Raw genomic sequence first — 25,587 nt, forward strand, 5'->3', positions numbered from 1 at the left:
CACTTCTCGAGGTAAAAAGCAAAAAGGCGACCCCTGGTTGCCTTTTTTAGTGTTTGCACCCTCTCCCCGTGGGAGAGGGCCGGGATGAGGGGGCCAGAGCGCATTGGCTATGGCCAATCAGCATCAATGAATCTGCGGGTCTGCCGGAGAAGCGTTGTTACGAATTTCCGCAATGTCCATGGCGTTGAAGACGTAATGGCTACCGCAGTAATCGCAGTGCATATCGATTTCACCGTCATCGGCCAGGATGCTATCCACTTCTTCATCTGGCAGGGTTCGCAGCGCATCGGCACAGCGTTCACGGGAGCAGGTGCATTTAAACTCCACGTCCTGCGGATCGTAGACCGTCACTTCTTCTTCATGGAACAGGCGCCACAGCACATCGTTCGCTGGCAGGCCGAACAGCTCTTCCGCTTTGATGGTGTCGGCCAGGGTTGCCAGGTGTTCAAAGTCCTGGGCCTGAGCGTTTTGCGCTGGCATTACCTGCAGCAGAATGCCGCCTGCTGCCATTTTGCCTTCGTGCTCACCGGTACGGATGATCAGACGCGTTGGCAGCTGTTCAGAACGCAGGAAGTAATCTTCCAGGCAGGCCGCCAGCGTATCCCCTTCCAGACCGACCACTCCCTGATAACGCTCGCCTTCTTCTGGCGCAATGGTGATCACCAGATAGCCGTTACCGACCAGCGTTTTTAAATCGGCATCTGCAGGAATATCACCCTGGACACGAGCCACACCGCGCAGCTGCTGATTGTTGTTACCGTTAATCACCGCCAGCGACATTGGGCCATCGCCCTGAAGTTGCACCGTGATATCCCCGGCAAACTTCAGCGTGGCAGTCAGCAGGCTGGTAGCAACCAGCAGCTCGGCCAGCACGTTCTTCACGGGCTGCGGGTAGTTGTGGTTTTCCAGCACCTGGTCCAGCGTTTCGGTGACGGTGACCAGTTCGCCGCGTACGGCCACGTTTTCAAACAGATAGCGGTGTAATTGATCGTGTTGAATCATCGTTTTCTCTCTTAAGGGGACGGTTACTCGCTGTCCCCATGTTTAAATCTCATCAGGTCGCGGCGCTCTTTTTTATCAGGGCGACGATCCGGGTGCGGCATAGTCAGCGCATTCAGCTTACGGGCGACGGCCATTTTTTCCCGTTTCTCGATACTTTCCGCGGTCTCTTCATACATCAGAACCGCTTCAGAGGCTGGGCGACGCTGCTCGGAAATACTTTTAACAATCACCGTGCGTTCGTCATTTCCCTGACGAAGCGTCAGTGTGGCGTTCAGCTCCATTACTTTGCCCGGCTTGCTGCGCTGGCCGTTGTAGTGAACTTTGCCGCCTTCAACCATCTCTCGCGCCATGGCGCGGGTTTTGTAGAAGCGGGCCGCCCAGAGCCATTTATCCAGCCGGACGGCTTCTGTGGGCTTCTCTTTCATGGTTTCTCCTTCACCGAATCGCGGGGATCAGCCGACGATAATCGTTCAGTGCCGGGTGGCGTTGATACTGCTTTTCTGCCACGCCAGAATCCGGATTGGTGACACCCAGGCAATAACGAATGCCGAATAACGCTGCGGCATCCAGAATGGGCTCGCTGTCGTCAATAAACACCGTTTTGTGCGCGTCTAACGCTGTCTCTTTTGCGACGGCACGCCACAGGCGCTGATCTTCTTTCGGATAACCAAATGTGTGGGTGGAAAGTAATAAATCAAGGTGTGAAGCCAGGCCGGTATGTTCCAGCTTCACCGCCAGATTGTGTGGATGCGCATTGGTGAGCAGCACCCGACGCTTCCCGCTGGCCTTCAGAGCATCCAGAAAAGGGACTGTGTCTTCGCGAAGCACGGCATTTGGGCCTTGCGCGGTGGTCATGGCGCAGATATCCAGCCCAAGACGGTCGCTCCAGTAATCCAGACAGTACCAGTTTAGCGTATGCTGCACGGCGTGATATTCCTGACTGATCCGCAGCTTCGCTTCTTCAACGCTGAGGCCGTTTTGCGCGCCATAGGTTTCAGGAACCAGCTTTTGCCAGAAATGGGTGTCGAAGGCGAGGTCGAGAAGAGTACCGTCCATGTCCAGCAAAACGGTATCCACCTCTTGCCAGGCGATATCAAAATGCATGTTGCGTCTCCAGCCGAAGAATGCGCGACAGGGTATCACACCGATCGCGCTTGCGGGAGCAGGGCGGGTTAGCTGTCTGAGCTTTCCTGGCGCAGGGCCTCACTGGAAGGGATCAGCACCGGATTGATACAGCTATCGTAATACTTCTGTATTTCCACCCTGCGCATACGATGGCGTTGATAGCGTCGAATGGCCTGCAGGCCGTTCCAGATAAAGCACGCCAGCATGGCCAGCATTAGCAGCGTGGTACTGATATAACGCCACAGCCCGGAACTGTCCGGAATGCGATGCAGATTAATGTGGCGGGTGCCGTTTGCATCGGTGGTCAGGTTAGTGACGATACCTTCTGCCACGAATGGGGTGTGCATGAGCATTCCGGCCAGACGCTGAAACTCAGCCCATTGCTCGTGAGCTGGGTAATCATAGAGAGAAACGGACGGCCAGGGCTGCGAGACCAGGTCGCTGCCTTCGTCACTGGAAATCAAAAAGCCGCCCGGAGCAGGGCTGTTTAACGCCTGTGCCGCTCGTGCGGTTTCGCGCATCACAAACGGTGCAGTGGAGGTGGTGACCAGATTATCCAGCGATTCCGCGCTAACCGGGCGAAGCAGAACGTTAACGCCGTCGAGCTTGCCGGAGCTGGCTCGCTTGGTCAGCGTTTCCCAGTCACGGGTATTACCGAGGTTAACCAGCGCATTCTTCAGGCGCGCACAGTCATCTTCAGCGGAACACAAATCTTTCGTTTTCAGCACGATGTCGGCGAAATCATCCAGCAGCACCATGCCTGATTTCTGAATGGCGGAGCGCAACGCCGGACTCACGCGAGAGCTGTCATCCGGAGTAGGATGCAACTGACGGTTCACTGCCTGCATCAGAGCCGTGGCCTTGGTGACCACTTCAGATTCCGGCAGCGGCAGCGGAGGCGCATCGTTCCAGATAATTTGTGAACAATCGAACGGCATAAACGGCGAGCTTTCCTGCGCCGTCCAGGTGCCTGGCGAATGAATATTGCACATGCCGGTACCGGTGATATGCAGCGTATCGCCCACGCGCACGCCCGCTTTATCGAGCTGACTCACGGTAGTGGCTTCAATCGTCTGCGCGCCTTTCAGCCACGACAGCGTGAATTTAAATGGCATCCCCAGTGGAACGCTAATCCACAGCATCAGCACAATCAGCAAGGCTCCGCCCGCGATAATGGCGCTACGCAGCCAGTGCTGAAGCGGGAAATGTTTTACTTCTTCGTGCAGGGATAAAAAGCGCCCCTGACGAACGACATGCCGGTCCAGGTAAATATCGATATCCGTTTGCTGGCCTAAATCCTGGCCGATATACGGCTGCCAGTGGCGCGGATAAATCAGATCAATAATGCCCAGCGAGATATTGTTGATCTGCTCCTGGTCGTTTTCCCCAAACAGGCCCCAGCGCTTCGGTGTGCCGCGCAGGCAGTGAATTTCCCGCAGCGATGTTTTGGACGGCGGCGCAAAAAGCCCCCAAAGCCCGAAGGCCAGCAGCAACACTGCACCGCCAGCCACCCAGGGCACAAAGACCTCTGGCACCATCAAAGCGCAGAAGAACAACAGGAAAGCGCCGACGATAAGAAACGCTTCACGTAAACCGTCCGGACGGCTCAACGCGTACTCTTCGCGGGTTTCCTGGCGAATATTCAGCAGCTCAATCTGTTCGCTTTCTTCACCACGAATGGAAGCCTGAGTGGCAGGGCGTTGCTCAAGGGCGTAACCGCGCGCTTCTTGCTTGTGGTCCTGAAGAGTATGCCCGTTAAGCGAGATGACCAGCGGCAGCGAATCGGTGTGGATAAGCTCCACCGTGTTTTCATCGTTGATGTACTGTTCCCAGAACGGCGGGAGATGAATTTCAACGGAATCGAGGAAGTAGCGCCATTTGTTCGGATCGTCGGTGGTGATCCCGTAGCGAGTGATCGACCGGGTGACGCAGTAGACGGTGTTGCTTTGGGCATTGAGGGCTAACGCTGTCGGCGCGACAGTGGCACCGGAAGCGGGCACTTCCAGCGTGCGGCTCAGCCCTTCGAGATAACTTTCGGCGGCAGCGCGTTCATCCGCGCTCAGCTTACGCGTGGTCGCGCCCACAAAAGCATGCAGTCGGGGAAGTCTTCCGTGTTGTAAGCGCTGTCGATAAAACCACCCTGCAAGCAATGCGCAGACCAGCATAGCAGCGAGGAGAATCAAAAAGGTGCCCATGCTTTTCCCATCATACTTATTCTTACAGGTTTCGTCGGTTGCCCATTAACACAGAACGTGAGCCCGTAGTTAGCTATCGGCACGCATCACCCAGAACTTGAAAGATTAATTACGTTCTGACGCAACATTTGAGGATATCAGAGGTCAGTAAGTGCGAATATCAGCAAATTCTCAAATTCATTGCAACCTCTTGACTTTTTGATCAAAAAAGTGACTCAGGCAAAAAGTTATGCGAATGTAAATACATAGCACCAGGAATTGCCTAAACTGTGCGGCATGTCGCACAATTACCCTGTTATCACCCAAAACTCAGGTCACCATGGATAAACCATTAACAAAACCCACCCTGCATAAAGTTGAAACCGTTGCTCGTTCACGGCTGTTTACTGTGGAAAGTGTGGACCTGGAATTCAGCAATGGCGAACGCCGCGTGTACGAAAGAATGCGCCCTTCTACCCGCGAAGCCGTGATGATAGTGCCGATTGTTGACGATCACCTGGTCCTCATCCGCGAATATGCCGTGGGCACCGAATCGTACGAATTAGGCTTCTCTAAAGGGCTGATTGACCCCGGTGAAAGCGCGATGGAAGCGGCAAACCGCGAGCTGAAAGAGGAAGTGGGCTTCGGGGCGAATCAGCTGACGTTCCTGAAAAAGCTCAGCATGGCACCGTCCTACTTTTCCAGCAAAATGAACATCATCGTTGCCGAAGACCTCTACCCTGAGTCATTGCCGGGCGATGAGCCAGAACCGCTGCCTCAGGTTCGTTGGCCGTTAGCGAATCTGATGAGCCTGCTGGATGAACCGGACTTTAATGAAGCCCGCAATGTCAGCGCATTGTTCCTTGTGCGCGAATGGCTGAAAGGGCAAGGGCGCTTGTAGCGACCTGATATCCTCTGCCGTAGGGCGAGGATGCAAACATAAAAAAACGGCGACCTCAGGGCCGCCGTTTTGCTTTTTATCCGGGTCAGAATAGCTCGTGTGCTTCACCGTTATCAATGAGCGTGGTGCCGACTTCATGCACGGCTTGCTGTGTCGGCTGCGTCCCTTCAATGAAGTACTCTTCACGGCTGTTACCGCCGTTAGCCAGTTGGCCTGTACCCCGATCGATATTGATGGTGACCACGCCTGCCGGTGGCGTCAGCGGTTGCTCTGGCACGCCGTCCAGCACGGCTTTCATAAAGGCATCCCAGGCCGGTTGTGCGCTCTTGGCACCGCCTTCGTAACCTGAAATCTGATCTTTAATCGCCCCGGAGGCCGTGGTGCGGCCAAGGTCACGACGATGATCGTCAAAGCCAATCCACACAGAAGTGACTACACCAGGGCCATAACCCGAGAACCAGGCATCTTTCGAGCTGTTGGTTGTCCCTGTTTTACCGCCGATATCATGACGTTTAAGATCTCGGCCTGCACGCCAGCCTGTTCCCTGCCAGCCTGGTTCACCAAAGATATTGGTATTCAGGGCGCTCTTAATCAGGAACGACAGCGGAGTGCTGATCACGTGCGGGGCGTATTCCTGACCGCCGCTGCGTGCAACCAGCGCCTGGTTCGCCTGCTCAAGGCTTGGCATTGGCACGGAGGAATTCTGAGGCTCCTGCGAGGTGGCGACATCTTCAACGTCCTGATTTTCCAGCACGTTGGATTTCGGCGTATCGCCGTAAATCACCGGAATATCGCAGTCTGCACAAGCTATCTTCGGTTTGGCCTCAAAAATCACGCCGCCCATATCATTCTCAATCTTGCTGATGAAATACGGGTCAATCAGGAAACCGCCGTTAGCCATCACGGAATAGCCGCGAGCTACCTGCAGTGGCGTAAAGGAAGCAGAACCGAGCGCCAGTGATTCGGTGCGAACAATGTTATCCGCCGGGAAGCCAAAGCGTTGCAGATATTCTGCGGCGTAATCCACGCCCATCGCTCGCATCGCGCGAACCATCACCACGTTTTTGGACTGACCCAGTCCCTGACGCAGGCGAATTGGACCCGCATATTGTGGCGGTGAGTTCTTAGGACTCCAGTCTGAACCAGCACCGGCATCCCAGCGTGAAATTGGCACGTCGTTCAGCATGCTGGCCAGCGTCAGGCCCTTATCCATCGCGGCGGTGTACAGGAAGGGTTTGATGTTGGAACCAACCTGACGCAGCGCCTGAGTCGCGCGGTTAAATTTGCTCTGGTTGAAATCAAACCCACCGACCAGCGCAATGATGGCGCCGTTTTGCGGATTGAGGGACACCAGCGCGGAGTTCACATCCGGCACTTGCGCCAGCCACCAGCTTTCACCCACCTGACGAACCCAGATTTGTTGACCTGTCTGCACGACATCCGTCACTTTACGCGGAGTTGGGCCTTGCTGAGTATCAGAACGATACTGACGCGCCCAGCGCATGCCGTCCATGCTCAGCGCGATGGAGGTACCGTCCGCCATCATCACGGTGGCTTCCTGAGGATTTGCAGCTGTCACCACGGCAGGCTCAAGCGGCCCATAGGTTGGCAGGCTCTTCAGGGAGTCGGTGATTTTCTTGCTGTCCCACGGGGTTTCGCCAATTTTCCACAGCACGTTGGCTGGGCCGCGATAACCATGGCGCATGTCGTAATCCATCACGTTATTACGCAAAGCGGTTTGTGCGGCTAACTGATCTTTGCGGGTGATGGTGGTGTAGATGCGATAACCGTCTTCATACGCCTTTTCACCGTAACGGTGATACATCTCCTGACGCACCATTTCCGTGAGGTAAGGGGCAGAGAAGGCGATTTCCGGCGCATGGTAGCTGGCATCAATCGGCTGACCGACGGCTTCGTTGTATTGCGCCTGAGTAATGTAATTTTCGCTCAGCATGCGCGACAGGACGACGTTACGACGGGCTGTGGCTCTGTCCATCGAATACAGTGGGTTGAAGGTCGACGGTGCTTTAGGCAGACCGGCAATGACGGCCATCTCGCTAAGCGTGAGTTGATCGACCGACTTACCAAAATAGACCTGCGCCGCAGCGCCCACGCCATAGGCACGGTAGCCGAGGTAAATCTTGTTCAGGTAGAGCTCAAGAATTTCGTCTTTGTTCAGCAACTGCTCAATGCGAATCGCCAGAAAGACTTCTTTGATCTTACGCGTCAGGGTCTTTTCAGGGCTGAGGAAGAAGTTACGCGCGAGCTGCTGAGTAATGGTACTCGCCCCTTGCGAAGCGTGGCCGGAGAACAGGGCTACGCTTGCCGCACGGAAAATCCCTACCGGGTCGACGCCGTGGTGCTCGTAGAAGCGGCTGTCTTCTGTCGCAATGAAGGCTTTGACCAGTTCAGGCGGCATTTGACTGAGCGTGACGGGAATACGGCGTTTTTCACCGTACTGAGCGATGAGCTCGCCATCAGCACTGTAGATCTGCATCGGGATTTGCAGGCGCACGTCTCTGAGCGTGGCAACGTCAGGCAGCTGCGGCTCAATGAATTTGTAGAGGCCGTATATCGAGCCTGCTCCCAGCAGAATGCAACAGACTGCAAGGATGAATAAATACTTTACGAACTTCACCGGAGATTTCCCATTAAGTGGCAATTGGGCAGTTTATAAACAAACGCGCGGTAGTATAAAGGCAAGCCTGAAGCATTGATATAGCCGGAATGGTTTGAAGGATAAGGAGATCGTAAGAATGACTTACAGTCACTGGCAAGCAGGGTTGCACTTTCAGCAAGATAGCGTGGTCTGTGTTGCGCTGCAAAGAACACGGTTTGGGTTGGCATTACGCCGTTGGTGGCAAATTCCCCTCGCGGGGGAGGTAACGGAGCCAAAGGTGATTGCGGCGTTATGCAAAATTCGGCGTGAAATGCCGCGTTATCACAGGATAGCCGTTGCGCTTCCCGCTGCCGATACGCTGCAAAAACAGTTACCCCCGCCACAAATGCGCTTACGGGAAAGCGAGCAGGTTCAGTGGATAGTGAACACGGTTTCGCAACAGCTTGAGATGCCCGCCAACACGCTCGCTTTTGATTTCCACGATACGGACGCCAACAGCTATAGCGTGACAGCCGCGCGCCGAAGGGACATCAGCCTGCTGCAACAGCGCTTGCGTGCCGCCAGGTTGAATCTGTTTGCTATTACGCCGGATGCCTGTGCGCTGCAAAACTTCCTGCCCTGGATTTCAGAGGCGGTGCCGGGCTTGTGCTGGCGCGAGGGAGATCACTGGCTTTGGGCGACGCGTGAAAGCTGGGGAAGCAGCGCTGAACAGCTAGACGAATTTCTGCCTTGTACTACGCAGTTCCTGGTTGGGGAAACGTTCAATCCGTGGTTTCCGTTAAACCAGCTCCAGCCGCCTCTGCCCGAAAGCGGAGACGCTTTTGCCATCGCATTGGCGCTGGCTGTGGGAGGGAGCTGAGATGCGGCGTCCGGTGAATTTGCTGAGCTGGCGGGAAGCGAGACGCCGCCGCTGCGTGCGGTTTTGGCTGATGATGTTTTCCGGCCTCTGGCTGGTGGCCATTCTCCAGATAGCTACGGGGCGGCTGGCGCACAGCCAGTTCTTAGCCTGGCAGGAAGTGTATCGCGCAAATGAACGGGAGTTATCAGCGTTATTGGCTAATAAGGAGAAAGCGCTTCGCGAACACCAGCAGCGTTGGGCAGCAGCTCAGGCCCATGAACTCAGGCGAAAACAGACCGCGAACTGGGAAGTCATGTTGCTCACTCTGGCCGAAAAGCTGCCCGATCAGGCATGGCTTACCGCGTTGCAGTGGCAGGACAATCAGTTTGCGTTGACGGGCATGGCGATGCGTTTCCCTGCGCTTTCGTCCGTCGATCAAATGGTAAAAAGTTTACCCGGCTTTGCTTCCGTCATACCGGGGCCCACCCGCCAGGATAAGCAGGGGCGGTGGCAATTCAGTTATCAGCTGCGAATGGGTGAGGCTGATGTTGGCGCTCGCTGATCGCTGGTGTGACTTGCGCGCATCTGCACGCCTTGGAAGCTGGATACTGATGCTTTTAGTGGCGGCCATTGTCTGTGTGATTTGCTATCAGTCTCCTGAGCGGCAGCCGTCAGGCCACAGCTTACAGGCGCAATGGCGCAAAGTGATGCCATTACGGTTAGAGCAAAATCCATTCCCTCTCTCGAAAACGGTGCCGTTTTCCGCTCTGGCATTTCAGCGCAGTCTGGTGAGCTGGCAGCCAGCGGCTGCCGGAGGGGAGCTGGTGCTGGAAGGAGAGTGGTCAACGCTAATGGGGGCGTTTAGCCAACTTGCCGCAAGTGACAGAGCCATCAAAGCCTTCAGCTTCCAGCCTGAAAAAGGAAGCTTAAGGATAACGCTGCAGCTGGAGTCCATTGGCAATGAATAGCTGGCGCGTACTGCTTTTGGTCTTTATTCCCGGGTTATTAGGGATGCGCGACCCTTTCCAGATCCCGGAAGATAAGTGTTCTGTTTCTCAGCTAGCGATGTGGCATTACCGCGGCATGGCTGACTTTGGCGGGCTAGTCACCGGCATTGTGCAGGATGCCGAAGGGAAATGGCATCGCCTGCGGCCAGGGCAACAACTGGAGAACCGGTGGACAGTCTCTGGGATCACTCTGGAACAGATTGATCTCACCCTTAATGCAGAGTGCGAACCCTCGCAGTGGCGTTGGGTTAAAGAAGGAACGAACCATGATTCGAAGGATACTGCTAGGGCTGCTGTGCCTGACGACAGTCGCCATAGCGAAAGAAAAAACCGTCACGCTGGTGGTTGATGAGGTGCCCGTTGTGCAGTTGCTTCAGAGTTTAGCTGGGCTTGGCGAGCGTAATATTGTGATAGCGCCGGACGTGAACGGGCAAATTTCGCTGCAGTTGAACAACGTGCCGTGGAAGCAGGCCTTACAGACGGTGCTCAACAGTGCGGGTCTGGTGCTTGAAACCCGAAGCAACATCCTGTTTGTTCATACTCGGGGTTGGCTGGCAGAGAAACAGGCCCAAAACGAAGCCGAACACCAGAAGCAGCAACTGGCCTTGCCGCTGAAAGGCCAAAGCGTTGCGGTGCATTACGCGGATGCCACCGAACTCGCGAAAGCCGGAGAGAAACTGCTGAGCAGCAGAGGCACGTTGACGGTAGATAAAAGAACCAACCGCTTGCTTATCAAAGACGACGAGGCGCACCTGACAGAGTTGCTCGCCTGGGCCGCAGAGATGGATGAGCCCGTCGGCCAGGTGGAGCTCACGGCGCATATTGTCACCATGACTGAAAAAAGCCTGCGTGAGCTTGGCGTGAAGTGGAGTCTTGCTGAGGCAGAGGGCGGAGTGGGTTCAGGCAAAGTGACGACGTTGTCTGCTGATCTCTCTGTAACGGATGCCACAACGCATGCCGGGTTTAACATCGGCAAAATCAGCGGGCGTCTGCTGGAGCTTGAACTCTCGGCGCTGGAACAAAAGCAGCAAGTGGAGATTATCGCCAGCCCTCATCTATTAGCTTCCCATCTGCAACCGGCGAGCATTAAGCAGGGCAGCGAAATTCCGTATCAGGTGTCCAGCGGCGACAGTGGGGCGACATCGGTTGAATTTAAGGAAGCGGTACTGGGGATGGAAGTGACGCCAACGGTATTACAAAAGAACCGGGTGCGTCTCAAACTGAAGATAACGGAAGATATGCCGGGTCAGGTACTGCAACAGGCCGATGGCGAAGTGTTGGCGATAGATAAGCAGGAAATTGAAACTCAGGTGGAAGTGAAAAGCGGTGAGACGCTGGCATTAGGCGGCATTTTCTCGCAGAAGAACAAGTCCGCACGAGACAGCGTGCCGCTGCTTGGGGATATTCCGTGGTTGGGGCAATTGTTCCGTCATGATGGCAAAGATAGTGAGCGACGCGAACTGGTCGTCTTCATCACACCGCGTATTATTTCTGTGCAATAAACGTTTTCAGGCAAGGCTTTTTCTTACTGAACACGTTTCAGGTGTTTGACGTGAGACCGGATTTAGCATACAAGGAGTACCGATTTGAGAGTCGGCACCCTGCAAAATCCGGTAATGATTAAAGTTGCCAAACCTGCCGGAGTATTGAGATAATTTTCAGTCTGACTCTCGCACTATCGCTTATGAGGTTTCAGTTCATGTCCAGCGTCGTCCAAGGTGTTCACGGCGCGGGTTTATTATTAACGAAATAGTCTTAGTAGTACCGAAAAAATGGCAGAGAAACGCAATATCTTTCTGGTTGGGCCTATGGGTGCCGGCAAAAGCACTATTGGGCGCCAGTTAGCTCAACAGCTCAACATGGAATTCTACGATTCTGATCAAGAGATTGAGAAACGCACAGGCGCTGACGTGGGCTGGGTCTTCGATGTCGAAGGCGAAGACGGTTTCCGTGATCGTGAAGAAAAAATCATCAACGAGTTGACGGAAAAACAGGGTATTGTGCTGGCTACTGGCGGCGGCTCTGTGAAATCCCGTGAAACACGCAATCGCCTCTCCGCCCGTGGCGTCGTTGTGTATCTTGAAACAACGATCGAAAAACAACTGGCACGCACTCAGCGCGATAAAAAGCGTCCGTTGCTGCAGGTTGAAACGCCTCCGCGTGAAGTTCTGGAAGCCCTGGCGGGTGAACGCAATCCTCTGTATGAAGAGATTGCTGATGTCACCATTCGCACTGACGATCAGAGCGCGAAAGTGGTGGCAAACCAAATTATTCATATGCTGGAAAGTAACTGATTCTGGTTAGCGCTATACGGCATCGTTCAAGCTGCATCATGGCGGCAACGGCGTGAACTCTTGCTGGCATAGGCCAGCAACCGTGGCGCAATAAGCCAGTGATAAAAAGCAGCCTGAAGGATAGCGTGTAGCTCGCCAGCGAATTCAAGCAATTAAGGTGGACGTCGCGTTATGGAGAGGCTCACTGTAACTCTCGGGGAACGTAGTTACCCGATTACCATCGCGGCTGGTTTGTTTAACGATCCAGCTTCCTTTCTGCCACTGAAATCCGGCGACCAGGCTATGCTGGTCACCAATGAAACACTGGCGCCTGTCTATCTGGACAAGGTGCGATCGGTGCTTGAGCAGGCTGGCGTGAAAGTCGACAGCGTCATCATTCCGGACGGCGAGCAGTACAAAACGCTGGCGGTGATGGACACCGTTTTCACCGCATTGCTGCAGAAACCGCACGGTCGCGATACGACGCTTATCGCGCTGGGTGGTGGGGTAGTGGGCGATCTGACAGGATTTGCCGCTGCCAGTTATCAGCGCGGCGTGCGCTTTATCCAGGTGCCGACCACGCTCCTCTCTCAGGTTGATTCCTCCGTTGGAGGCAAAACAGCCGTTAACCATCCTCTCGGTAAGAACATGATTGGCGCCTTCTGGCAGCCGGTGAATGTTGTTGTCGATCTCGATTGCCTGAAAACTCTACCTGCACGCGAGCTCTCCTCGGGTCTGGCTGAAGTTATCAAGTACGGCATCATTCTGGATGCAGAATTCTTCTCCTGGCTTGAAAACAATATCGATGCTTTGCTCGCGCTGGATGAAAAAGCAATGGCTTACTGCATTCGTCGTTGTTGTGAGCTGAAAGCCGAAGTTGTTGCGGCAGACGAGCGAGAAACAGGCTTACGTGCTTTACTGAATCTGGGGCATACCTTTGGTCATGCTATCGAAGCCGAAATGGGCTACGGTAACTGGCTGCACGGTGAAGCTGTCGCGGCCGGTATGGTCATGGCGGCGCAGGCTTCTGAACGTCTCGGTCAGTTTGCAGCACAGGATACTCAGCGTATTATTGCTTTGCTTAAGCGTGCAAACCTCCCGGTTTCCGGGCCGCAAGAGATGTCTGCCGAAGCTTACCTGCCGCACATGATGCGGGATAAAAAGGTGCTCGCAGGCGAAATGCGTCTGGTCTTGCCGCTGGCAATTGGCAAAAGTGAAGTGCGTGGTGGTGTGGCGCACGATGTGGTTCTTGGCGCTATTGCTGATACTCAGCAGGCGTAACTAATAAGAAAGGTCATGCCGCTGTTGCGGCGTTATAACTTCAGGTGATGTGCAGTGTCGTTGGCATAAGCCTTTTAGTGGGGTGTTAAATGGATGAATTCAAACCAGAAGACGAGCTGAAACCCGATCCCAGCGATCGTCGTGCTGGTCGTTCCCGTCAGTCTTCCGATCGTGAAAACGATCAGCAGATCAACTTCGATGAGGTTGATTTAGACTCAGACGAGCGCCGTCCGGCTCGCACACGTAAGGTGCGTGACGAGCGCGAAGAGGAAGAAGAGTATTACGAATCTGATGACGACGGCGAGGAAGAAGCCCCCGTTGAGCGTCGTCCACGCAAACGCAAAAAAATGCCTGCCCGCAAACCGGCTTCTCGCCAGTACATCATGATGGGTCTGGGCATTGTCGTTCTGCTGGTGCTGATTATCGGCATTGGTTCTGCGCTGAAAGCGCCGTCCACGTCTGGCGAGCAAGCGTCGACGTCCGGTGAGAAGAGCGTCGACTTGTCGGGAAGTAATGGCTCTCCTGCAGATCAGGCAAATGGTGCCCAACCTGCGCCAGGCGCGACGCCAGCGGGACAAGCCGCAGGAAATCCACAGCAGGATGTTTCTCTGCCGCCCATTTCCTCAACCCCAACTCAGGGTCAGAATACCGTTGCGCCTGATGGTCAGCAGCGCGTTGAAGTTCAGGGCGACCTGAATAATGCCCTGAATCAGCAGCAAGGTCAGATTGACAGCGCGGTGGCGAATTCCACTCTGCCGACTGAACCTGCCACTGTTGCACCTGTTCGTGGCGGCAGCGCTCCGCGCCAGGCGACCACCAGTACTGCAGAAACGGCACCAGCGGCAACTTCACGCCCTGAACGTAAGCACACGGTGATTGAGCCGAAGCCGCAGACTAAGCCTCAGGCCACAGTCAAAGCTGAGCCAAAACCTGTTGCCCAGCCGAAGCGTACAGAAACCACGACTGCAGCCACCAGCACGCCAGTCAAACCGGCAGCGCCAGTTGAAGCGGCAAAACCAGCCGCCACCGCAGCAGCAAAACCTGCGGCGACAGCGGCTCCGGCAGCAACGGCAACGGCTTCTGCAGCCACAGGCGGCAAAGAAACCGGTGATGTCGGTTCCCTGAAATCTGCACCTGGTAGCCATTACACGCTGCAGCTCAGCAGTTCGTCGAACTACGACAACCTGAACAACTGGGCGAAGAAAGAGAATATTCAAAAATATGTGGTCTATCAGACCACCCGCAATGGTCAGCCATGGTATGTGCTGGTGAGCGGCGTTTATGCTTCGAAAGACGAAGCGAAACGCGCAGTTACCGCATTACCAGCGGATGTCCAGGCGAAAAACCCGTGGGCAAAACCGTTGCATCAGGTTCAGTCTGATCTGAAGCAGTAGTTGTCCATGACACAGCGCCTTCAGTCTGCATTCGCGGGCTGAAGGCGACTGTGTTTTTAAGCGCAGGATGCTGTAGGAGCTTTTTCTCCTCAGCCGGGGAAAGTGTAAGCAGTCAGACAGCATGAAAAAAAATCGCGCTTTTTTGAAATGGGCAGGGGGGAAATACCCGCTGCTTAACGATATTGAAAAACATTTGCCGAAGGGCGAGTGTCTTATCGAGCCCTTTGTCGGGGCCGGTTCTGTGTTCCTCAATACCAGCTATTCCCGCTACATTCTGGCGGATATCAACAGTGACCTGATTGATCTCTACAACATCGTTAAAACCCGCACCGACGAATACATTCGCGAAGCGCGCCTGATGTTCACTCCCGCTCATAATCAGTCTGAAATCTATTATCAACTGCGGGACGAGTTTAATCAGTGTAAAGAGCCGCTGCGTCGCGCGGTGCTGTTTTTGTATCTGAATCGCCATGGTTACAACGGGTTATGCCGTTACAATCTGAAAGGCGAGTTCAACGTGCCGTTTGGGCGCTACAAAAAGCCTTACTTCCCGGAAGCGGAACTGAACCATTTTGCGCAGAAGGCGCAGCACGCCGAGTTCTATTGCCTGTCTTACGAAGCGTGCATGGCAATGGCGAATAAAGAGTCGGTGGTCTACTGCGATCCGCCGTATGCACCGCTCTCAGCGACCGCCAATTTTACCGCCTACCACACCAACAGCTTCACGCCAGACCAGCAAAAGCACCTGGCGGAAATGGCAGAAAAGCTGGTCAGTAAGCAAATACCGGTGTTAATTTCGAACCATGACACGCCCGCCACTCGTGAGTGGTACAAAGCGGCGAAGCAATATCAGGTCAAAGTGCGTCGCAGTATCAGCAGTAATGGCGGCACACGAAAGAAGGTGGATGAACTGTTGGCGCTCTATCGCCCGGTTGCCCCATAAACGTTTTCAAGGAGATGCGGATGAAACAGTATTTGATTGCCCCGTCGATTCTGTCGGCCGATTTTGCCCGTCTGGGTGAAGACACCGCGAAAGCCCTGGCGGCTGGCGGTGATGTCGTCCACTTCGACGTAATGGATAACCATTATGTGCCGAACCTGACGATGGGTCCGATGGTGCTCAAATCCCTGCGTAATTACGGCATCACCGCTCCGATTGATGTGCACCTGATGGTCAAACCGGTCGATCGCATTATCCCGGACTTTGCCGCGGCAGGCGCCAGCATTATCACTTTCCATCCTGAAGCGTCGGACCACGTCGATCGCTCGTTACAGCTGATTAAAGAACACGGCTGTAAGGCCGGTCTGGTGCTCAATCCTGCGACCTCGCTGAGCTTCCTGGATCACGTGATGGATAAACTCGACGTGATTTTGCTGATGTCCGTGAACCCAGGTTTTGGTGGTCAGTCCTTTATTCCTCACACGCTTGAAAAGCTGCGCGAAGTGCGTCGCCGCATTGATGCGTCAGGGCGTGATATCCGCCTGGAAGTGGACGGTGGCGTGAAGGCCGCGAATATCCGCGAGATTGCCGCTGCAGGTGCCGATATGTTTGTGGCTGGCTCGGCCATTTTTGACCAGCCAGATTACAAGAAAGTGATTGATGACATGCGCAGTGAACTGGCAAAGGTAAGTCATGAGTAAATTCGATTCTATCCGCGGCGTGGCTTTTGATCTCGATGGCACGCTGGTTGACAGCGCTCCGGGCTTAACGGCCGCTGTGGACAGCGCACTGTATGCGCTGGAATTACCGACGGCAGGCGAAGAGCGTGTTATCACCTGGATTGGTAACGGGGCCGACGTTCTGATGGAACGCGCGCTGACGTGGGCGCGCCAGGAACGTGCTTCGCTGCGTGCGCAGCAGGGCAAACCGTCTGTTGATCATGACGATATTCCTCAGGAAGAGCAGCAGCGCGTACTGCGTAAGCTGTTTGACCGTTACTACGCAGAATTTGCCGAAGAGGGCAGCTATCTGTTCCCGGCAGTGGCCGAAACGTTAAGCGCGCTGCATGCCAAAGGCTTGCCGCTGGCGCTGGTCACCAACAAGCCCTCACCGTTTGTTGCTCCTATACTGGAAGCGCTGGATATCGCGAAATATTTCACCGTGGTTGTCGGTGGCGATGACGTGCAGAACAAAAAGCCGCATCCGGAACCGCTACTGTTGGTGGCAGGAAAATTATCCCTTGCGCCTGCAGAGCTGCTGTTTGTGGGCGACTCACGCAATGATATTCTTGCCGCGCAGGCTGCTGGCTGCTGCTCAGTGGGCCTGACCTATGGCTATAACTACGGCGAAGCGATTGCCGACAGCAATCCCGATGTCGTCTATGACCGTTTTAACGATTTGTTGCCCGCACTCGGGCTCCCGCACAGTGAAATTCAGGAAGTGAAAAATGACTAAGCCCATCGTATTTAGTGGCGCACAGCCGTCCGGTGAATTAACCATTGGTAACTACATGGGTGCGCTGCGTCAGTGGGTCAACATGCAGGACGACTATCACTGCATCTACTGCATCGTTGACCTGCATGCTATCACCGCCCGTCAGGACCCAGAAAAGCTGCGCAAAGCGACACTGGACACCCTTGCGCTGTACCTGGCCTGCGGTATCGATCCTGAGAAGAGCACCATCTTTGTTCAGTCCCATGTGCCAGAGCACGCACAGTTAGGCTGGGCACTGAACTGCTACACCTATTTCGGTGAACTGAGCCGTATGACGCAGTTTAAAGACAAGTCAGCGCGCTACGCCGAAAACATCAACGCCGGTCTGTTCGATTACCCGGTGCTGATGGCGGCCGATATTCTGCTGTATCAGACCAATCAGGTGCCGGTTGGCGAAGACCAGAAACAGCATCTGGAGTTGAGCCGTGATATCGCTCAGCGCTTCAATGCGCTGTACGGTGAGGTGTTTAAGGTGCCTGAGCCGTTCATTCCGAAATCTGGTGCGCGCGTGATGTCACTGCTGGAGCCGACCAAGAAGATGTCTAAGTCCGACGATAACCGCAACAACGTTATCGGCCTGCTGGAAGATCCGAAATCCGTGGTGAAGAAAATCAAACGTGCAATGACCGATGGCGATGAGCCACCTGTTGTGCGCTACGACGTACAGAACAAAGCGGGTGTGTCCAACCTGCTGGATATTCTCTCCGGTGTGACGGGCAAGACGATCCCAGAGCTGGAGCAGCACTTCGAAGGCAAGATGTACGGCCACCTGAAAGGTGAAGTGGCTGATGCCGTGTCTGGCATGCTGAGCGAATTGCAGGAGCGTTACAACCGCTTCCGCAACGACGAAGCTCTGCTGAATAAAGTGATGAAAGACGGGTCTGCTAAAGCACGCGAACATGCTTCCAAAACGCTGAAAGCGGTGTATGAAGCGATTGGGTTTGTGGCGCATCCGTAAGGCCAGACGCTAAAGACGAAAAAAAACCGGGATTGCCCGGTTTTTTTATCGCTAACAATCGCGGTAACGCTTACTCGTCTGCCGGGCCACAGCCGCCGATGATTTTGGAAATAGAAATGGCTGGGTGCAGCAGGTAATCGTAGCTACAGGATTTATTTTTGTTCTGGATGCTGCCGGTGCAAGCCGTCAGGGTGGAAATAACAGCCAATAAGGCAAACGCTTTAACCATGTTTTTCATGCCAATATCCCTTTCATTTTTAAGTTATCTTCAATGCGGAGAATAACGCCGGGGCGTCTTTTCTCCGCTGGGGATTTAAGCACAGAAGAGGGGGATAAAGCGGATTGCAGGGGGCGTTTTTGCCGTCTGAATACGGACTTGAAAACACCCCGTTACTCATTCAGGTAATGGCTAAATATCAGTGAGTTGAGAACCAGTTCAGTTTTTCTCGCAGCGCGACAACGCGCCCAACGATAATCAGCGCCGGGCTGGCCACTTGTTGTGCCAACGCGGAAAGCTCATCCAGCGTGCCCGCAACCACGCGCTGTTTGATAGCCGTGCCGTTCTCCACCAGTGCGACAGGCATATTCGCCTCCATACCGTGTTCTCGCAGTTTTTCGCTGATGGTCGCTGCCTGATTAAGCCCCATATAGAACACCAGCGTCTGTTTTTCTGCCGCCAGATTATGCCAGTCGAGTTCAGTGCCCGTTTTCAGGTGGCCGGTAACCAGACGCACGCTTTGGGCGTAATCACGGTGCGTTAGTGGGATACCTGCGTAGGCAGAACAACCGGATGCAGCGGTAATCCCCGGTACAACGGAGAACGGAATACCTGCATTACACAGCGTTTCCAGCTCTTCGCCACCACGCCCAAAGATAAACGGATCGCCACCTTTGAGGCGCACCACGCGTTTCCCTTTCTGCGCTTCACGCAGCAGAATTTGGTTAATCTCTTCCTGCGGCACGCAGTGATAGCCAGCACGTTTGCCCACAAACACCCGGTCAGCATCGCGGCGCACCAGATTCATAATGTCGTCGGACACCAGACGGTCATAGACCACGATATCCGCCTGCTGAATTTGCTGCAGGCCCTTTAGCGTCAGTAGCCCCGCATCGCCAGGCCCTGCGCCAACCAGCACCACTTCACCGCGGTTATCCAGCGGTTCGTTAAGCAATTGCTTAGTGGTGGTTTGCACGGCCTGTTCGTCTTGATTCGCCAATGACTGAGCCAGGCGATCGTTGACGAACAGCTTTTCCCAGAAGCGGCGACGCTCACCCACGGTAGCAAACTGTTGTTTGACACGTGAGCGAAGCTGGCCTGCGAAATGGGCAACCTGACCCAGATGCTGCGGCAACAGAGACTCTAACTTTTCACGCAGTAAACGTGCCAGAACCGGGGAGGCGCCGCCCGAAGAAACAGCGACCATCAGCGGGGAACGGTCGATAATGGACGGCATGATGAAACTGGCCTGTTTAGGCGCATCGACCACATTACAGAATATCCGCCGTTTTTCCGCTTCTTCACTGACTTGATGATTCACCGCATCGTCATCCGTGGCAGCAATAGCCAGCCAGCTTTTGTCGAGCAGAGTGGTATCAAATTCCCCTTCAACCAGTGTCAACATGCCCGCTTCCGCCCAGACGTGGAACTGGGGCGCAAACTCGAGAGCATTGACCGTCAGCCGCGCGCCTGCGTCCAGTAACAGACGGGCTTTACGTTCGGCAACGTCACCACCGCCGACTAGCAGGCAGTCGCGTTCGCGCAGTTGGCAGAAAATGGGTAAGTGATCCATGGGCGTCTCGCAGCAATGAAGGGGAAAGAAGTCCGGCGGCAGAACGCCGCCGGAAGGGTCATCAGGCCTTTAATTGTACCTGACCGTCTTTAACGCGCACCTCAAAATGTGCAATCGAATGGTTTTCATCTTCCATGCACAGCCCGTCGCTGAGGCGGAAGCGCTGCTTTTTCAGCGGACTGGCAACCCACAGCTCACCGTTGTGCTCCGCAATCAGCCCGCGCGAGAGGACGCTGGCGCGGAAGAACGGGTCAATGTTGCTGATAGCGAACACCTGTTCGTCATGATACGGGCGGAAAATCGCGACTTGCTCTTGGCCGAGCAGCGCGCAGACGCCGGTCTGAGGCAGGATCTCGTCGATGTTGCAGATATTTACCCACTGGCTCATGCGTTTTCCTCCACCAGAGTGACCGGGATGCGTTCGTACGGGGTTGCCGGGCGATGCTGTTCGCGCTCAGGCACAACCTGCACGTTTGGATCGCGCTGCTTGCTGTTCACAAAGTGCTGGAAGCGGCTTTGCGCAGCCGGGCTGTTGACCGTCTCGGTCCATTCACAAGCAAAGGCGGCACGCAGACGAGCCAGCTCTTCTTCCAGATGGTCGTTGAGGCCAAGCTTATCGTCGATGATGACGGCTTTCAGATACTCGATGCCGCCTTCCATGTTATCGAGCCACGGTGCGGTACGGGTCAGTTTGTCCGCGGTACGGATGTAGAACATCATGAAGCGATCGAGGTATTTGATCAGCGTGTCGTGGTCGAGGTCTGCGGCCAGCAAATCGGCATGGCGAGGTTTCATCCCGCCGTTACCGCAGACGTACAGGTTCCAGCCTTTTTCTGTGGCGATGATGCCCACGTCTTTGCCTTGAGCTTCCGCACATTCGCGGGTACAGCCAGAGACGCCAAACTTCATTTTGTGTGGTGTACGAATGCCTTTATAACGGTTTTCCAGCTCAACGCCGAAGCCCACGCTATCGCCAACGCCGTAGCGGCACCAGGTGCTGCCCACGCAGGTTTTTGCCATACGCAGTGCTTTGGCATAGGCATGACCGGTTTCAAAGCCAGCGTCGATCAGCTGACGCCAGATTTCCGGCAGATCGTCTTTCTGTGCACCAAACAGGCCGATACGCTGAGAACCGGTGATTTTGGTGTAGAGATTAAATTCCTGCGCGATACGGCCCACAGCCATCAGGCCGTCTGGGGTGATTTCACCGCCAGCAGAACGAGGGATCACCGAGTAGGTGCCATCTTTCTGGATATTGGCGAGGAAGTTGTCGTTGGTGTCCTGCAACGGCGTGTGCTGAGGCTTGAGCACATATTCGTTCCAGCAAGACGCCAGCAGGGAACCGACCGTCGGCTTACACACTTCACAGCCGTAGCCTTTGCCGTATTTTGTCAGCAGTTCGTCGAAGGTTTTGATCCCTTCCACGCGAATCAGGTGGTAGAGCTCCTGACGAGAGAAGGCGAAGTGCTCACAGAGATTGTTGTTCACTTCAATGCCCTGTTTCGCCAGTTCTGCATTCAGAACCTGTGTCACCAGCGGGATACAACCGCCGCAGCCGGTGCCCGCTTTGGTTTCGGCTTTCAGCGCCGCAACAGTGTGGCAGCCTTTATTGATGGCACTGACCAAATCGCCTTTGGTGACGTCAAAACAGGAGCAAATCTGCGCGCTGTCTGGCAGTTTATCCACGCCGATGGCCGGTTTACCGCTTGCTGCATGAGCCGGCAGAATCAGTGCGTCCGGATTTTCTGGCAGTTCGATAGCGTTCAGCACCAGTTGCAGAAGGTTGCCGAAATCGCTGGTGTCGCCGACCAGTACCGCACCGAGCAGGGTTTTGTTATCCGGGCTGACAATCAGACGTTTGTAGACTTCTTTGCTTTCGTCGAGGTAAACGTAGCTGCGTGCGCCCGGTGTGCGGCCATGTGCATCGCCGATGCCGCCGACATCAACGCCCAGCAGCTTCAGCTTGGCACTGAGGTCTGCGCCTTCAAATGTGTTTTGGTTGCCGAGGATGTGGTCCACAGCCACCTGCGCCATTTTGTAGCCTGGCGCGACCAGGCCGTAAACGCGGTTATTCCAGCTGGCACATTCGCCGATCGCGTAGATATCCGGATCGGAGGTCTGACAGGTGTCATTGACCATGATCCCGCCGCGCTGACCGGTTGCCAGACCGCATTGGGTGGCTAGTTTGTCACGCGGGCGGATGCCAGTTGAGAAGACGATAAAGTCGATTTCGAGTTCGCTGCCATCGGCAAAGCGCATGGTTTTGCGCCCTTGAGTCCCTTCCTGAACGATCTCTTTAGTGTTCTTGCTGGTGTGGACGCGTACGCCCATGCTTTCGATTTTGCGCTTCAGCTGGTCGCCGCCCATCGCGTCAAGCTGTTCGGCCATCAGCATCGGGGCAAATTCGATGACGTGGGTTTCAACGCCGAGGTTTTTCAGTGCGCCTGCGGCTTCAAGGCCGAGCAGGCCGCCGCCGACCACTGCCCCACGTTTGCTGCGACGAGCACAGGCTTCAATGGCGTTAAGATCTTCGATAGTACGGTAGACGAAGCAGTCCTGAGTATCAGAGCCTTTGATCGGCGGGATCCACGGATAGGAACCGGTCGCCATGATCAGTTTGTCATAAAAGACAGAGCGACCCGCGCTTGAGTGAATCACCTTTTCCTGACGGTTAATGGTGATGGCACGCTCACCAATCAGCACCTTGACGCCGTGTTTCTCATAAAAGCCTTCGCGCACCAGCGAAAGTTCTTCCGCAGTATGGTGAGAGAAGTATGATGAGAGATGCACGCGGTCGTAGGCGATACGGGGTTCTTCACAGAAGACGGTAATCTCGAACTGATCTGCTGGCGCTTTATCGAGTAAATCCTCAATAAAGCGGTGGCCGACCATGCCGTTACCGATAATTGCGAGTCTGACTTTGCTCATTTTTGCCTCGATTTCTTTTCTATTACCGCCTACCTTAACGATTCAGCAAGGTGACTTATTGATGTGAATCAATTTCGCCTTTAGCTACCACCTAAGTAGTATCAGGTTGATTTGTCAGGATTTTTATAAGTTACGGAAATACCAGACTTTTCTGTGGTGCTGAAATAATGTACAAAAAGTGCGGGTTTTAACCTAAAAATGTATTAGGGCGCGTCGTGCGCCACTCCTGGGGGAGATGAGGATGGGAAGCACACCGTTGTGGTTGATTGAAAACGCTCGTTTGCCTGGGCGTGAAGGTCTGTGGCAGCTCGGTATTGAAGACGGTCGGTTCCAGTCGATTACTCCTATGGGAGAAACTCGCCATGAGAGCTTAGAGGTACTCAATGCTCGCGGTGGGTTGGCTATTCCACCTTTTATTGAACCTCATATTCACCTTGATACCACCCAGACGGCGGGCGAGCCAAACTGGAACCAGTCAGGCACGCTGTTTGAAGGCATCGAACGTTGGGCGGAACGCAAAGCGCTGCTCACCCATGAAGATGTGAAAGCGCGAGCGTGGAAAACCCTGAAATGGCAGATTGCCAATGGCATCCAGTTTGTCCGTACTCACGTTGATGTGTCGGACCCGACGCTTACGGCACTGAAAGCCATGCTGGAAGTGAAGAAGGAAGTCGCGCCGTGGGTGGATCTGCAAATTGTGGCATTTCCACAGGAAGGCATTCTTTCCTATCCCGACGGCGCAGCGTTGCTGGAAAAAGCGCTGGAGTTAGGGGCCGATGTCGTGGGGGCCATTCCGCATTTTGAATTCACGCGCGAGTACGGCGTGGAATCGCTGCATATCGCTTTTGCTCTGGCCAGGAAATACGACCGTCCGTTGGATATTCACTGTGATGAAATTGACGATGAGCAGTCGCGCTTTGTCGAAACGGTCGCTGCACTGGCGCTGAAAGAAGGCATTGGCGCTCGCGTCACGGCCAGCCACACCACCGCGATGCACTCCTACAACGGGGCATACACTTCGCGCCTGTTCCGTCTGCTGAAAATGTCGGGCATTAACTTTGTCGCCAACCCGCTGGTCAACATCCACCTGCAAGGCCGTTTCGATGATTATCCTAAACGGCGCGGAATCACTCGCGTGAAAGAGCTTCTGGGCGCGGGCATTAACGTTTGTTTCGGTCATGATGATGTGTTTGACCCGTGGTATCCGCTTGGAACCGGCAACATGCTTCAGGTGCTGCATATGGGGCTGCATGTCTGCCAGATAATGGGTTATCAGCAGATTAACGAGGGCCTGAACCTGATAACGCACAACAGTGCCAGAACGTTCGGTTTGCAGGATTACGGCATCGAAGTGGGGAACAGCGCTAATCTGATTATTCTGCCAGCCGAAAATGGCTTTGAAGCCGTGCGCTGTCAGGTGCCGGTTCGCTGGTCAATTCGTCAGGGGCGAGTGATTGCGTCTACGCAACTGGCGCAAACCTGGGTGCAAATGGATAAAGGCGGGGAAGAGGTGTTCTTTACCAAAAATAGCCCCTTCGGCGAACGCAAAGGGGCTTAACAGACGCTTAGTGGCCTGCTACCGCATTATGCTGGCGGTGGCGAGTCACAAAGCCAAGGATAAAGCACATCACGAACACCACGGCATACAGTCCGTTTGCGGTGTGTAGCGCAGCCAGCGGGCCGCTGTGGGCCACAATCGGGCCGGTGACGACAAACGTCAGCATGGTGCCGATGGTGCCGCAGGTCAGAATGAAGTTCACCAGTTTTGGCGAGGCAACTTTGGTCTGCAGGGAACCCAGGGTGATGATTGAGGTGTAAATCGCGCTGGAGAAGAAGCCGAGGCACAGAATGAACCATGGCATATGCTCCGGCGAGCCGTTGATGAACAAATACATCAGCACGGCGGCGGCACCTGCCAGCACGGTCAGAATGCGTTGCAGGTCGAAGAAGCGCAGGATAAAGCTAAACGCCCACATGCCCAGCATGTAAGACATCCAGAACTTGCTCACCAGCTCACCCGCATCGCTCAGGCTCATGCCCAGGCCTTTCGCATATTCAGGCACCCAGGCAATAAAGCCCAACTGACCGAGGATGTAGCACAGGGCCGCCACGGCGAGGAACAGCACGCCGATTCCCCATTTTTCTTTTGCCACAGGCTGCGCGTTGGCTTCAGCTTTCTTGCCCAGTACCGGGAAATCGCAGCCAAAAGTCAGAATGAAAATCGCGACATATACCAGGCCAATGCAGGCGTAAACCCAGTACCACTCAATGGTGCGAGCCAGCAGATACGCGGCCACCATCGGGAAAATCATCCCAGCCATACTGAAGAAGGAATCGGTGAACAGCAGACGAGCACCGCGCTGACGGCCTTCGTACATGTGGGTAATGAGGAAGGTACCAATCGACATCGTTATCCCACTCACCAGCCCGAGCACGAACATCGAGGCAGAGAACAGCGCCAGGCTGTGACTCACCATCAGGCCAGCGATCGCCGCCAGCATCAGGACGAAGCCAAAACGCAGCTGCGTTTTCAGCGGAACAATTTCCATCAACCAGGCGTTAAGGAAAATAGAGATCAAAATACCGGCATTGAGGAACGTGAAAGTGTTGCTCATGCTGGACACCGGCAGGTGGAAATAGTCGGCGATATTGCCCATCACCATCCCGGTGACAATCACCAGCGCCCCGGTCAGGGCGTAGGAGAAGAAGCTGATCCATGTGAGCTTGATACGATTGCTGTTAGTCATGACTGGCCTGTGAATAGAACTGTAAAACGCATTGACAATGCGTGGGGTGTGCAGATTTTATGCGTTAGCGTGACGGAGGCAAATGTTTATTCTGAAAATGATGAAATTAATCTTA

At 54.6% G+C, this 25,587-nt stretch carries 24 protein-coding genes; 14 read left to right on the forward strand and 10 right to left on the reverse strand.

Annotated features, from left to right (window positions below; translation table 11 throughout):
* Positions 1–123 precede the first annotated feature (123 nt).
* From hslO to ACI2I2_RS21280, 4 genes are all read right to left on the reverse strand, one after another.
* Positions 124–1,002 carry an Hsp33 family molecular chaperone HslO gene (gene hslO, locus ACI2I2_RS21265; RefSeq protein ID WP_404659786.1) on the reverse strand — a complete coding sequence of 293 codons (879 nt, stop codon included), beginning with the start codon at positions 1,000–1,002 and terminating at the stop codon, positions 124–126.
* Positions 1,003–1,025: 23 nt separating this feature from the next.
* Entirely contained in the window at positions 1,026–1,427 is a 402-nt protein-coding gene (hslR, locus tag ACI2I2_RS21270; RefSeq protein ID WP_404659787.1) for a ribosome-associated heat shock protein Hsp15, read from the reverse strand.
* Positions 1,428–1,437: 10 nt separating this feature from the next.
* The gene (gene yrfG, locus ACI2I2_RS21275; RefSeq protein WP_330984999.1) at positions 1,438–2,106 is read right to left on the reverse strand and encodes a GMP/IMP nucleotidase; all 669 of its coding nucleotides are present in this window, start codon (positions 2,104–2,106) and stop codon (positions 1,438–1,440) included.
* A 68-nt stretch (positions 2,107–2,174) separates the two neighbouring features.
* Positions 2,175–4,322 (reverse strand): intracellular growth attenuator family protein, encoded by a 2,148-nt coding sequence (locus tag ACI2I2_RS21280; protein WP_404659788.1) that lies wholly within the window; start codon positions 4,320–4,322, stop codon positions 2,175–2,177.
* Between the two features lie 319 nt (positions 4,323–4,641).
* On the opposite strand from ACI2I2_RS21280, the gene nudE reads away from it, so the two are divergent.
* Positions 4,642–5,202: an ADP compounds hydrolase NudE gene (gene nudE, locus ACI2I2_RS21285; RefSeq protein ID WP_404659789.1), complete on the forward strand. Its 561-nt coding sequence runs from the start codon at positions 4,642–4,644 to the stop codon at positions 5,200–5,202.
* Between the two features lie 85 nt (positions 5,203–5,287).
* On the opposite strand, the gene mrcA is transcribed toward nudE, so the two are convergent.
* The gene (gene mrcA / locus ACI2I2_RS21290; RefSeq protein WP_404659790.1) at positions 5,288–7,840 is read right to left on the reverse strand and encodes a peptidoglycan glycosyltransferase/peptidoglycan DD-transpeptidase MrcA; all 2,553 of its coding nucleotides are present in this window, start codon (positions 7,838–7,840) and stop codon (positions 5,288–5,290) included.
* 118 nt (positions 7,841–7,958) lie between these two features.
* Between mrcA and ACI2I2_RS21295 the strand changes: the two genes are divergently transcribed.
* The 12 genes from ACI2I2_RS21295 to trpS all read left to right on the forward strand — a co-directional run bounded on the left by ACI2I2_RS21295 (position 7,959) and on the right by trpS (position 18,007).
* Positions 7,959–8,681 carry a pilus assembly protein gene (locus tag ACI2I2_RS21295; protein ID WP_404659791.1) on the forward strand — a complete coding sequence of 241 codons (723 nt, stop codon included), beginning with the start codon at positions 7,959–7,961 and terminating at the stop codon, positions 8,679–8,681.
* A 1-nt stretch (position 8,682) separates the two neighbouring features.
* On the forward strand, positions 8,683–9,222 hold the full coding sequence (locus ACI2I2_RS21300) for a PilN domain-containing protein (RefSeq protein WP_404659792.1): 540 nt from the start codon (positions 8,683–8,685) through the stop codon (positions 9,220–9,222).
* Positions 9,206–9,628: a hypothetical protein gene (locus ACI2I2_RS21305; protein WP_404659793.1), complete on the forward strand. Its 423-nt coding sequence runs from the start codon at positions 9,206–9,208 to the stop codon at positions 9,626–9,628. The genes ACI2I2_RS21300 and ACI2I2_RS21305 overlap by 17 nt, the downstream gene beginning before the upstream one ends.
* Entirely contained in the window at positions 9,621–10,016 is a 396-nt protein-coding gene (locus ACI2I2_RS21310) for a HofP DNA utilization family protein (protein ID WP_404659794.1), read from the forward strand. Before ACI2I2_RS21305 ends, ACI2I2_RS21310 begins: the two co-directional genes overlap by 8 nt.
* Positions 9,934–11,169: a DNA uptake porin HofQ gene (gene hofQ / locus ACI2I2_RS21315; RefSeq protein ID WP_404659795.1), complete on the forward strand. Its 1,236-nt coding sequence runs from the start codon at positions 9,934–9,936 to the stop codon at positions 11,167–11,169. The genes ACI2I2_RS21310 and hofQ overlap by 83 nt, the downstream gene beginning before the upstream one ends.
* Before the next feature lie 270 nt (positions 11,170–11,439).
* A complete protein-coding gene (gene aroK, locus ACI2I2_RS21320) occupies positions 11,440–11,961 on the forward strand; it encodes a shikimate kinase AroK (protein ID WP_297196781.1) in 522 nt (173 codons plus the stop codon).
* 171 nt (positions 11,962–12,132) lie between these two features.
* The gene (aroB, locus tag ACI2I2_RS21325; RefSeq protein WP_404659796.1) at positions 12,133–13,221 is read left to right on the forward strand and encodes a 3-dehydroquinate synthase; all 1,089 of its coding nucleotides are present in this window, start codon (positions 12,133–12,135) and stop codon (positions 13,219–13,221) included.
* Between the two features lie 89 nt (positions 13,222–13,310).
* Positions 13,311–14,615 (forward strand): cell division protein DamX, encoded by a 1,305-nt coding sequence (gene damX, locus ACI2I2_RS21330; RefSeq protein WP_404659797.1) that lies wholly within the window; start codon positions 13,311–13,313, stop codon positions 14,613–14,615.
* 121 nt (positions 14,616–14,736) lie between these two features.
* Positions 14,737–15,558, forward strand: coding sequence for an adenine-specific DNA-methyltransferase (gene dam / locus ACI2I2_RS21335; protein WP_404659798.1), 822 nt, complete (start codon positions 14,737–14,739; stop codon positions 15,556–15,558).
* Between the two features lie 20 nt (positions 15,559–15,578).
* Positions 15,579–16,256: a ribulose-phosphate 3-epimerase gene (rpe, locus tag ACI2I2_RS21340; protein ID WP_404659799.1), complete on the forward strand. Its 678-nt coding sequence runs from the start codon at positions 15,579–15,581 to the stop codon at positions 16,254–16,256.
* Positions 16,249–17,010 (forward strand): phosphoglycolate phosphatase, encoded by a 762-nt coding sequence (gph, locus tag ACI2I2_RS21345; RefSeq protein ID WP_404659800.1) that lies wholly within the window; start codon positions 16,249–16,251, stop codon positions 17,008–17,010. Before rpe ends, gph begins: the two co-directional genes overlap by 8 nt.
* Positions 17,003–18,007 (forward strand): tryptophan--tRNA ligase, encoded by a 1,005-nt coding sequence (gene trpS / locus ACI2I2_RS21350; protein WP_404659801.1) that lies wholly within the window; start codon positions 17,003–17,005, stop codon positions 18,005–18,007. The genes gph and trpS overlap by 8 nt, the downstream gene beginning before the upstream one ends.
* Positions 18,008–18,077: 70 nt before the next feature.
* Here the strand turns inward: trpS and ACI2I2_RS21355 are convergent, their stop codons facing one another.
* From ACI2I2_RS21355 to nirB, 4 genes are all read right to left on the reverse strand, one after another.
* Positions 18,078–18,245 (reverse strand): YhfL family protein, encoded by a 168-nt coding sequence (locus ACI2I2_RS21355; RefSeq protein ID WP_404659802.1) that lies wholly within the window; start codon positions 18,243–18,245, stop codon positions 18,078–18,080.
* A gap of 178 nt (positions 18,246–18,423) precedes the next feature.
* The gene (gene cysG, locus ACI2I2_RS21360) at positions 18,424–19,797 is read right to left on the reverse strand and encodes a siroheme synthase CysG (protein WP_404659803.1); all 1,374 of its coding nucleotides are present in this window, start codon (positions 19,795–19,797) and stop codon (positions 18,424–18,426) included.
* A gap of 61 nt (positions 19,798–19,858) precedes the next feature.
* Positions 19,859–20,185, reverse strand: a complete 327-nt coding sequence (gene nirD / locus ACI2I2_RS21365; RefSeq protein ID WP_404659804.1) for a nitrite reductase small subunit NirD — start codon at positions 20,183–20,185, stop codon at positions 19,859–19,861.
* Positions 20,182–22,725: a nitrite reductase large subunit NirB gene (gene nirB, locus ACI2I2_RS21370; RefSeq protein ID WP_404659805.1), complete on the reverse strand. Its 2,544-nt coding sequence runs from the start codon at positions 22,723–22,725 to the stop codon at positions 20,182–20,184. The genes nirD and nirB overlap by 4 nt, the downstream gene beginning before the upstream one ends.
* A 241-nt stretch (positions 22,726–22,966) precedes the next feature.
* On the opposite strand from nirB, the gene ACI2I2_RS21375 reads away from it, so the two are divergent.
* The gene (locus ACI2I2_RS21375; RefSeq protein ID WP_404659806.1) at positions 22,967–24,283 is read left to right on the forward strand and encodes a cytosine deaminase; all 1,317 of its coding nucleotides are present in this window, start codon (positions 22,967–22,969) and stop codon (positions 24,281–24,283) included.
* A 7-nt stretch (positions 24,284–24,290) separates the two neighbouring features.
* Here the strand turns inward: ACI2I2_RS21375 and tsgA are convergent, their stop codons facing one another.
* Positions 24,291–25,472: an MFS transporter TsgA gene (gene tsgA, locus ACI2I2_RS21380; protein WP_330985019.1), complete on the reverse strand. Its 1,182-nt coding sequence runs from the start codon at positions 25,470–25,472 to the stop codon at positions 24,291–24,293.
* Positions 25,473–25,587 lie beyond the last annotated feature (115 nt).

It is taken from the genome of Scandinavium sp. NPDC088450 (genome assembly GCF_044900545.1).
GTDB lineage: Bacteria > Pseudomonadota > Gammaproteobacteria > Enterobacterales > Enterobacteriaceae > Scandinavium.

Bases quoted from the DNA above. Each gene is read 5' to 3' on its own strand.
- aroK (WP_297196781.1), top strand. From the start codon at position 11,440: ATGGCAGAGAAACGCAATATCTTTCTGGTTGGGCCTATGGGTGCCGGC.
- ACI2I2_RS21375 (WP_404659806.1), top strand. From the start codon at position 22,967: ATGGGAAGCACACCGTTGTGGTTGATTGAAAACGCTCGTTTGCCTGGG.
- hslR (WP_404659787.1), bottom strand. From the start codon at position 1,427: ATGAAAGAGAAGCCCACAGAAGCCGTCCGGCTGGATAAATGGCTCTGG.
- ACI2I2_RS21280 (WP_404659788.1), bottom strand. From the start codon at position 4,322: ATGGGCACCTTTTTGATTCTCCTCGCTGCTATGCTGGTCTGCGCATTG.
- nirD (WP_404659804.1), bottom strand. From the start codon at position 20,185: ATGAGCCAGTGGGTAAATATCTGCAACATCGACGAGATCCTGCCTCAG.
- hofQ (WP_404659795.1), top strand. From the start codon at position 9,934: ATGATTCGAAGGATACTGCTAGGGCTGCTGTGCCTGACGACAGTCGCC.
- ACI2I2_RS21300 (WP_404659792.1), top strand. From the start codon at position 8,683: ATGCGGCGTCCGGTGAATTTGCTGAGCTGGCGGGAAGCGAGACGCCGC.
- cysG (WP_404659803.1), bottom strand. From the start codon at position 19,797: ATGGATCACTTACCCATTTTCTGCCAACTGCGCGAACGCGACTGCCTG.
- trpS (WP_404659801.1), top strand. From the start codon at position 17,003: ATGACTAAGCCCATCGTATTTAGTGGCGCACAGCCGTCCGGTGAATTA.
- dam (WP_404659798.1), top strand. From the start codon at position 14,737: ATGAAAAAAAATCGCGCTTTTTTGAAATGGGCAGGGGGGAAATACCCG.
- rpe (WP_404659799.1), top strand. From the start codon at position 15,579: ATGAAACAGTATTTGATTGCCCCGTCGATTCTGTCGGCCGATTTTGCC.
- yrfG (WP_330984999.1), bottom strand. From the start codon at position 2,106: ATGCATTTTGATATCGCCTGGCAAGAGGTGGATACCGTTTTGCTGGAC.
- ACI2I2_RS21305 (WP_404659793.1), top strand. From the start codon at position 9,206: ATGTTGGCGCTCGCTGATCGCTGGTGTGACTTGCGCGCATCTGCACGC.
- ACI2I2_RS21295 (WP_404659791.1), top strand. From the start codon at position 7,959: ATGACTTACAGTCACTGGCAAGCAGGGTTGCACTTTCAGCAAGATAGC.
- hslO (WP_404659786.1), bottom strand. From the start codon at position 1,002: ATGATTCAACACGATCAATTACACCGCTATCTGTTTGAAAACGTGGCC.
- nirB (WP_404659805.1), bottom strand. From the start codon at position 22,725: ATGAGCAAAGTCAGACTCGCAATTATCGGTAACGGCATGGTCGGCCAC.
- nudE (WP_404659789.1), top strand. From the start codon at position 4,642: ATGGATAAACCATTAACAAAACCCACCCTGCATAAAGTTGAAACCGTT.
- gph (WP_404659800.1), top strand. From the start codon at position 16,249: ATGAGTAAATTCGATTCTATCCGCGGCGTGGCTTTTGATCTCGATGGC.
- ACI2I2_RS21310 (WP_404659794.1), top strand. From the start codon at position 9,621: ATGAATAGCTGGCGCGTACTGCTTTTGGTCTTTATTCCCGGGTTATTA.
- ACI2I2_RS21355 (WP_404659802.1), bottom strand. From the start codon at position 18,245: ATGAAAAACATGGTTAAAGCGTTTGCCTTATTGGCTGTTATTTCCACC.
- tsgA (WP_330985019.1), bottom strand. From the start codon at position 25,472: ATGACTAACAGCAATCGTATCAAGCTCACATGGATCAGCTTCTTCTCC.
- aroB (WP_404659796.1), top strand. From the start codon at position 12,133: ATGGAGAGGCTCACTGTAACTCTCGGGGAACGTAGTTACCCGATTACC.
- damX (WP_404659797.1), top strand. From the start codon at position 13,311: ATGGATGAATTCAAACCAGAAGACGAGCTGAAACCCGATCCCAGCGAT.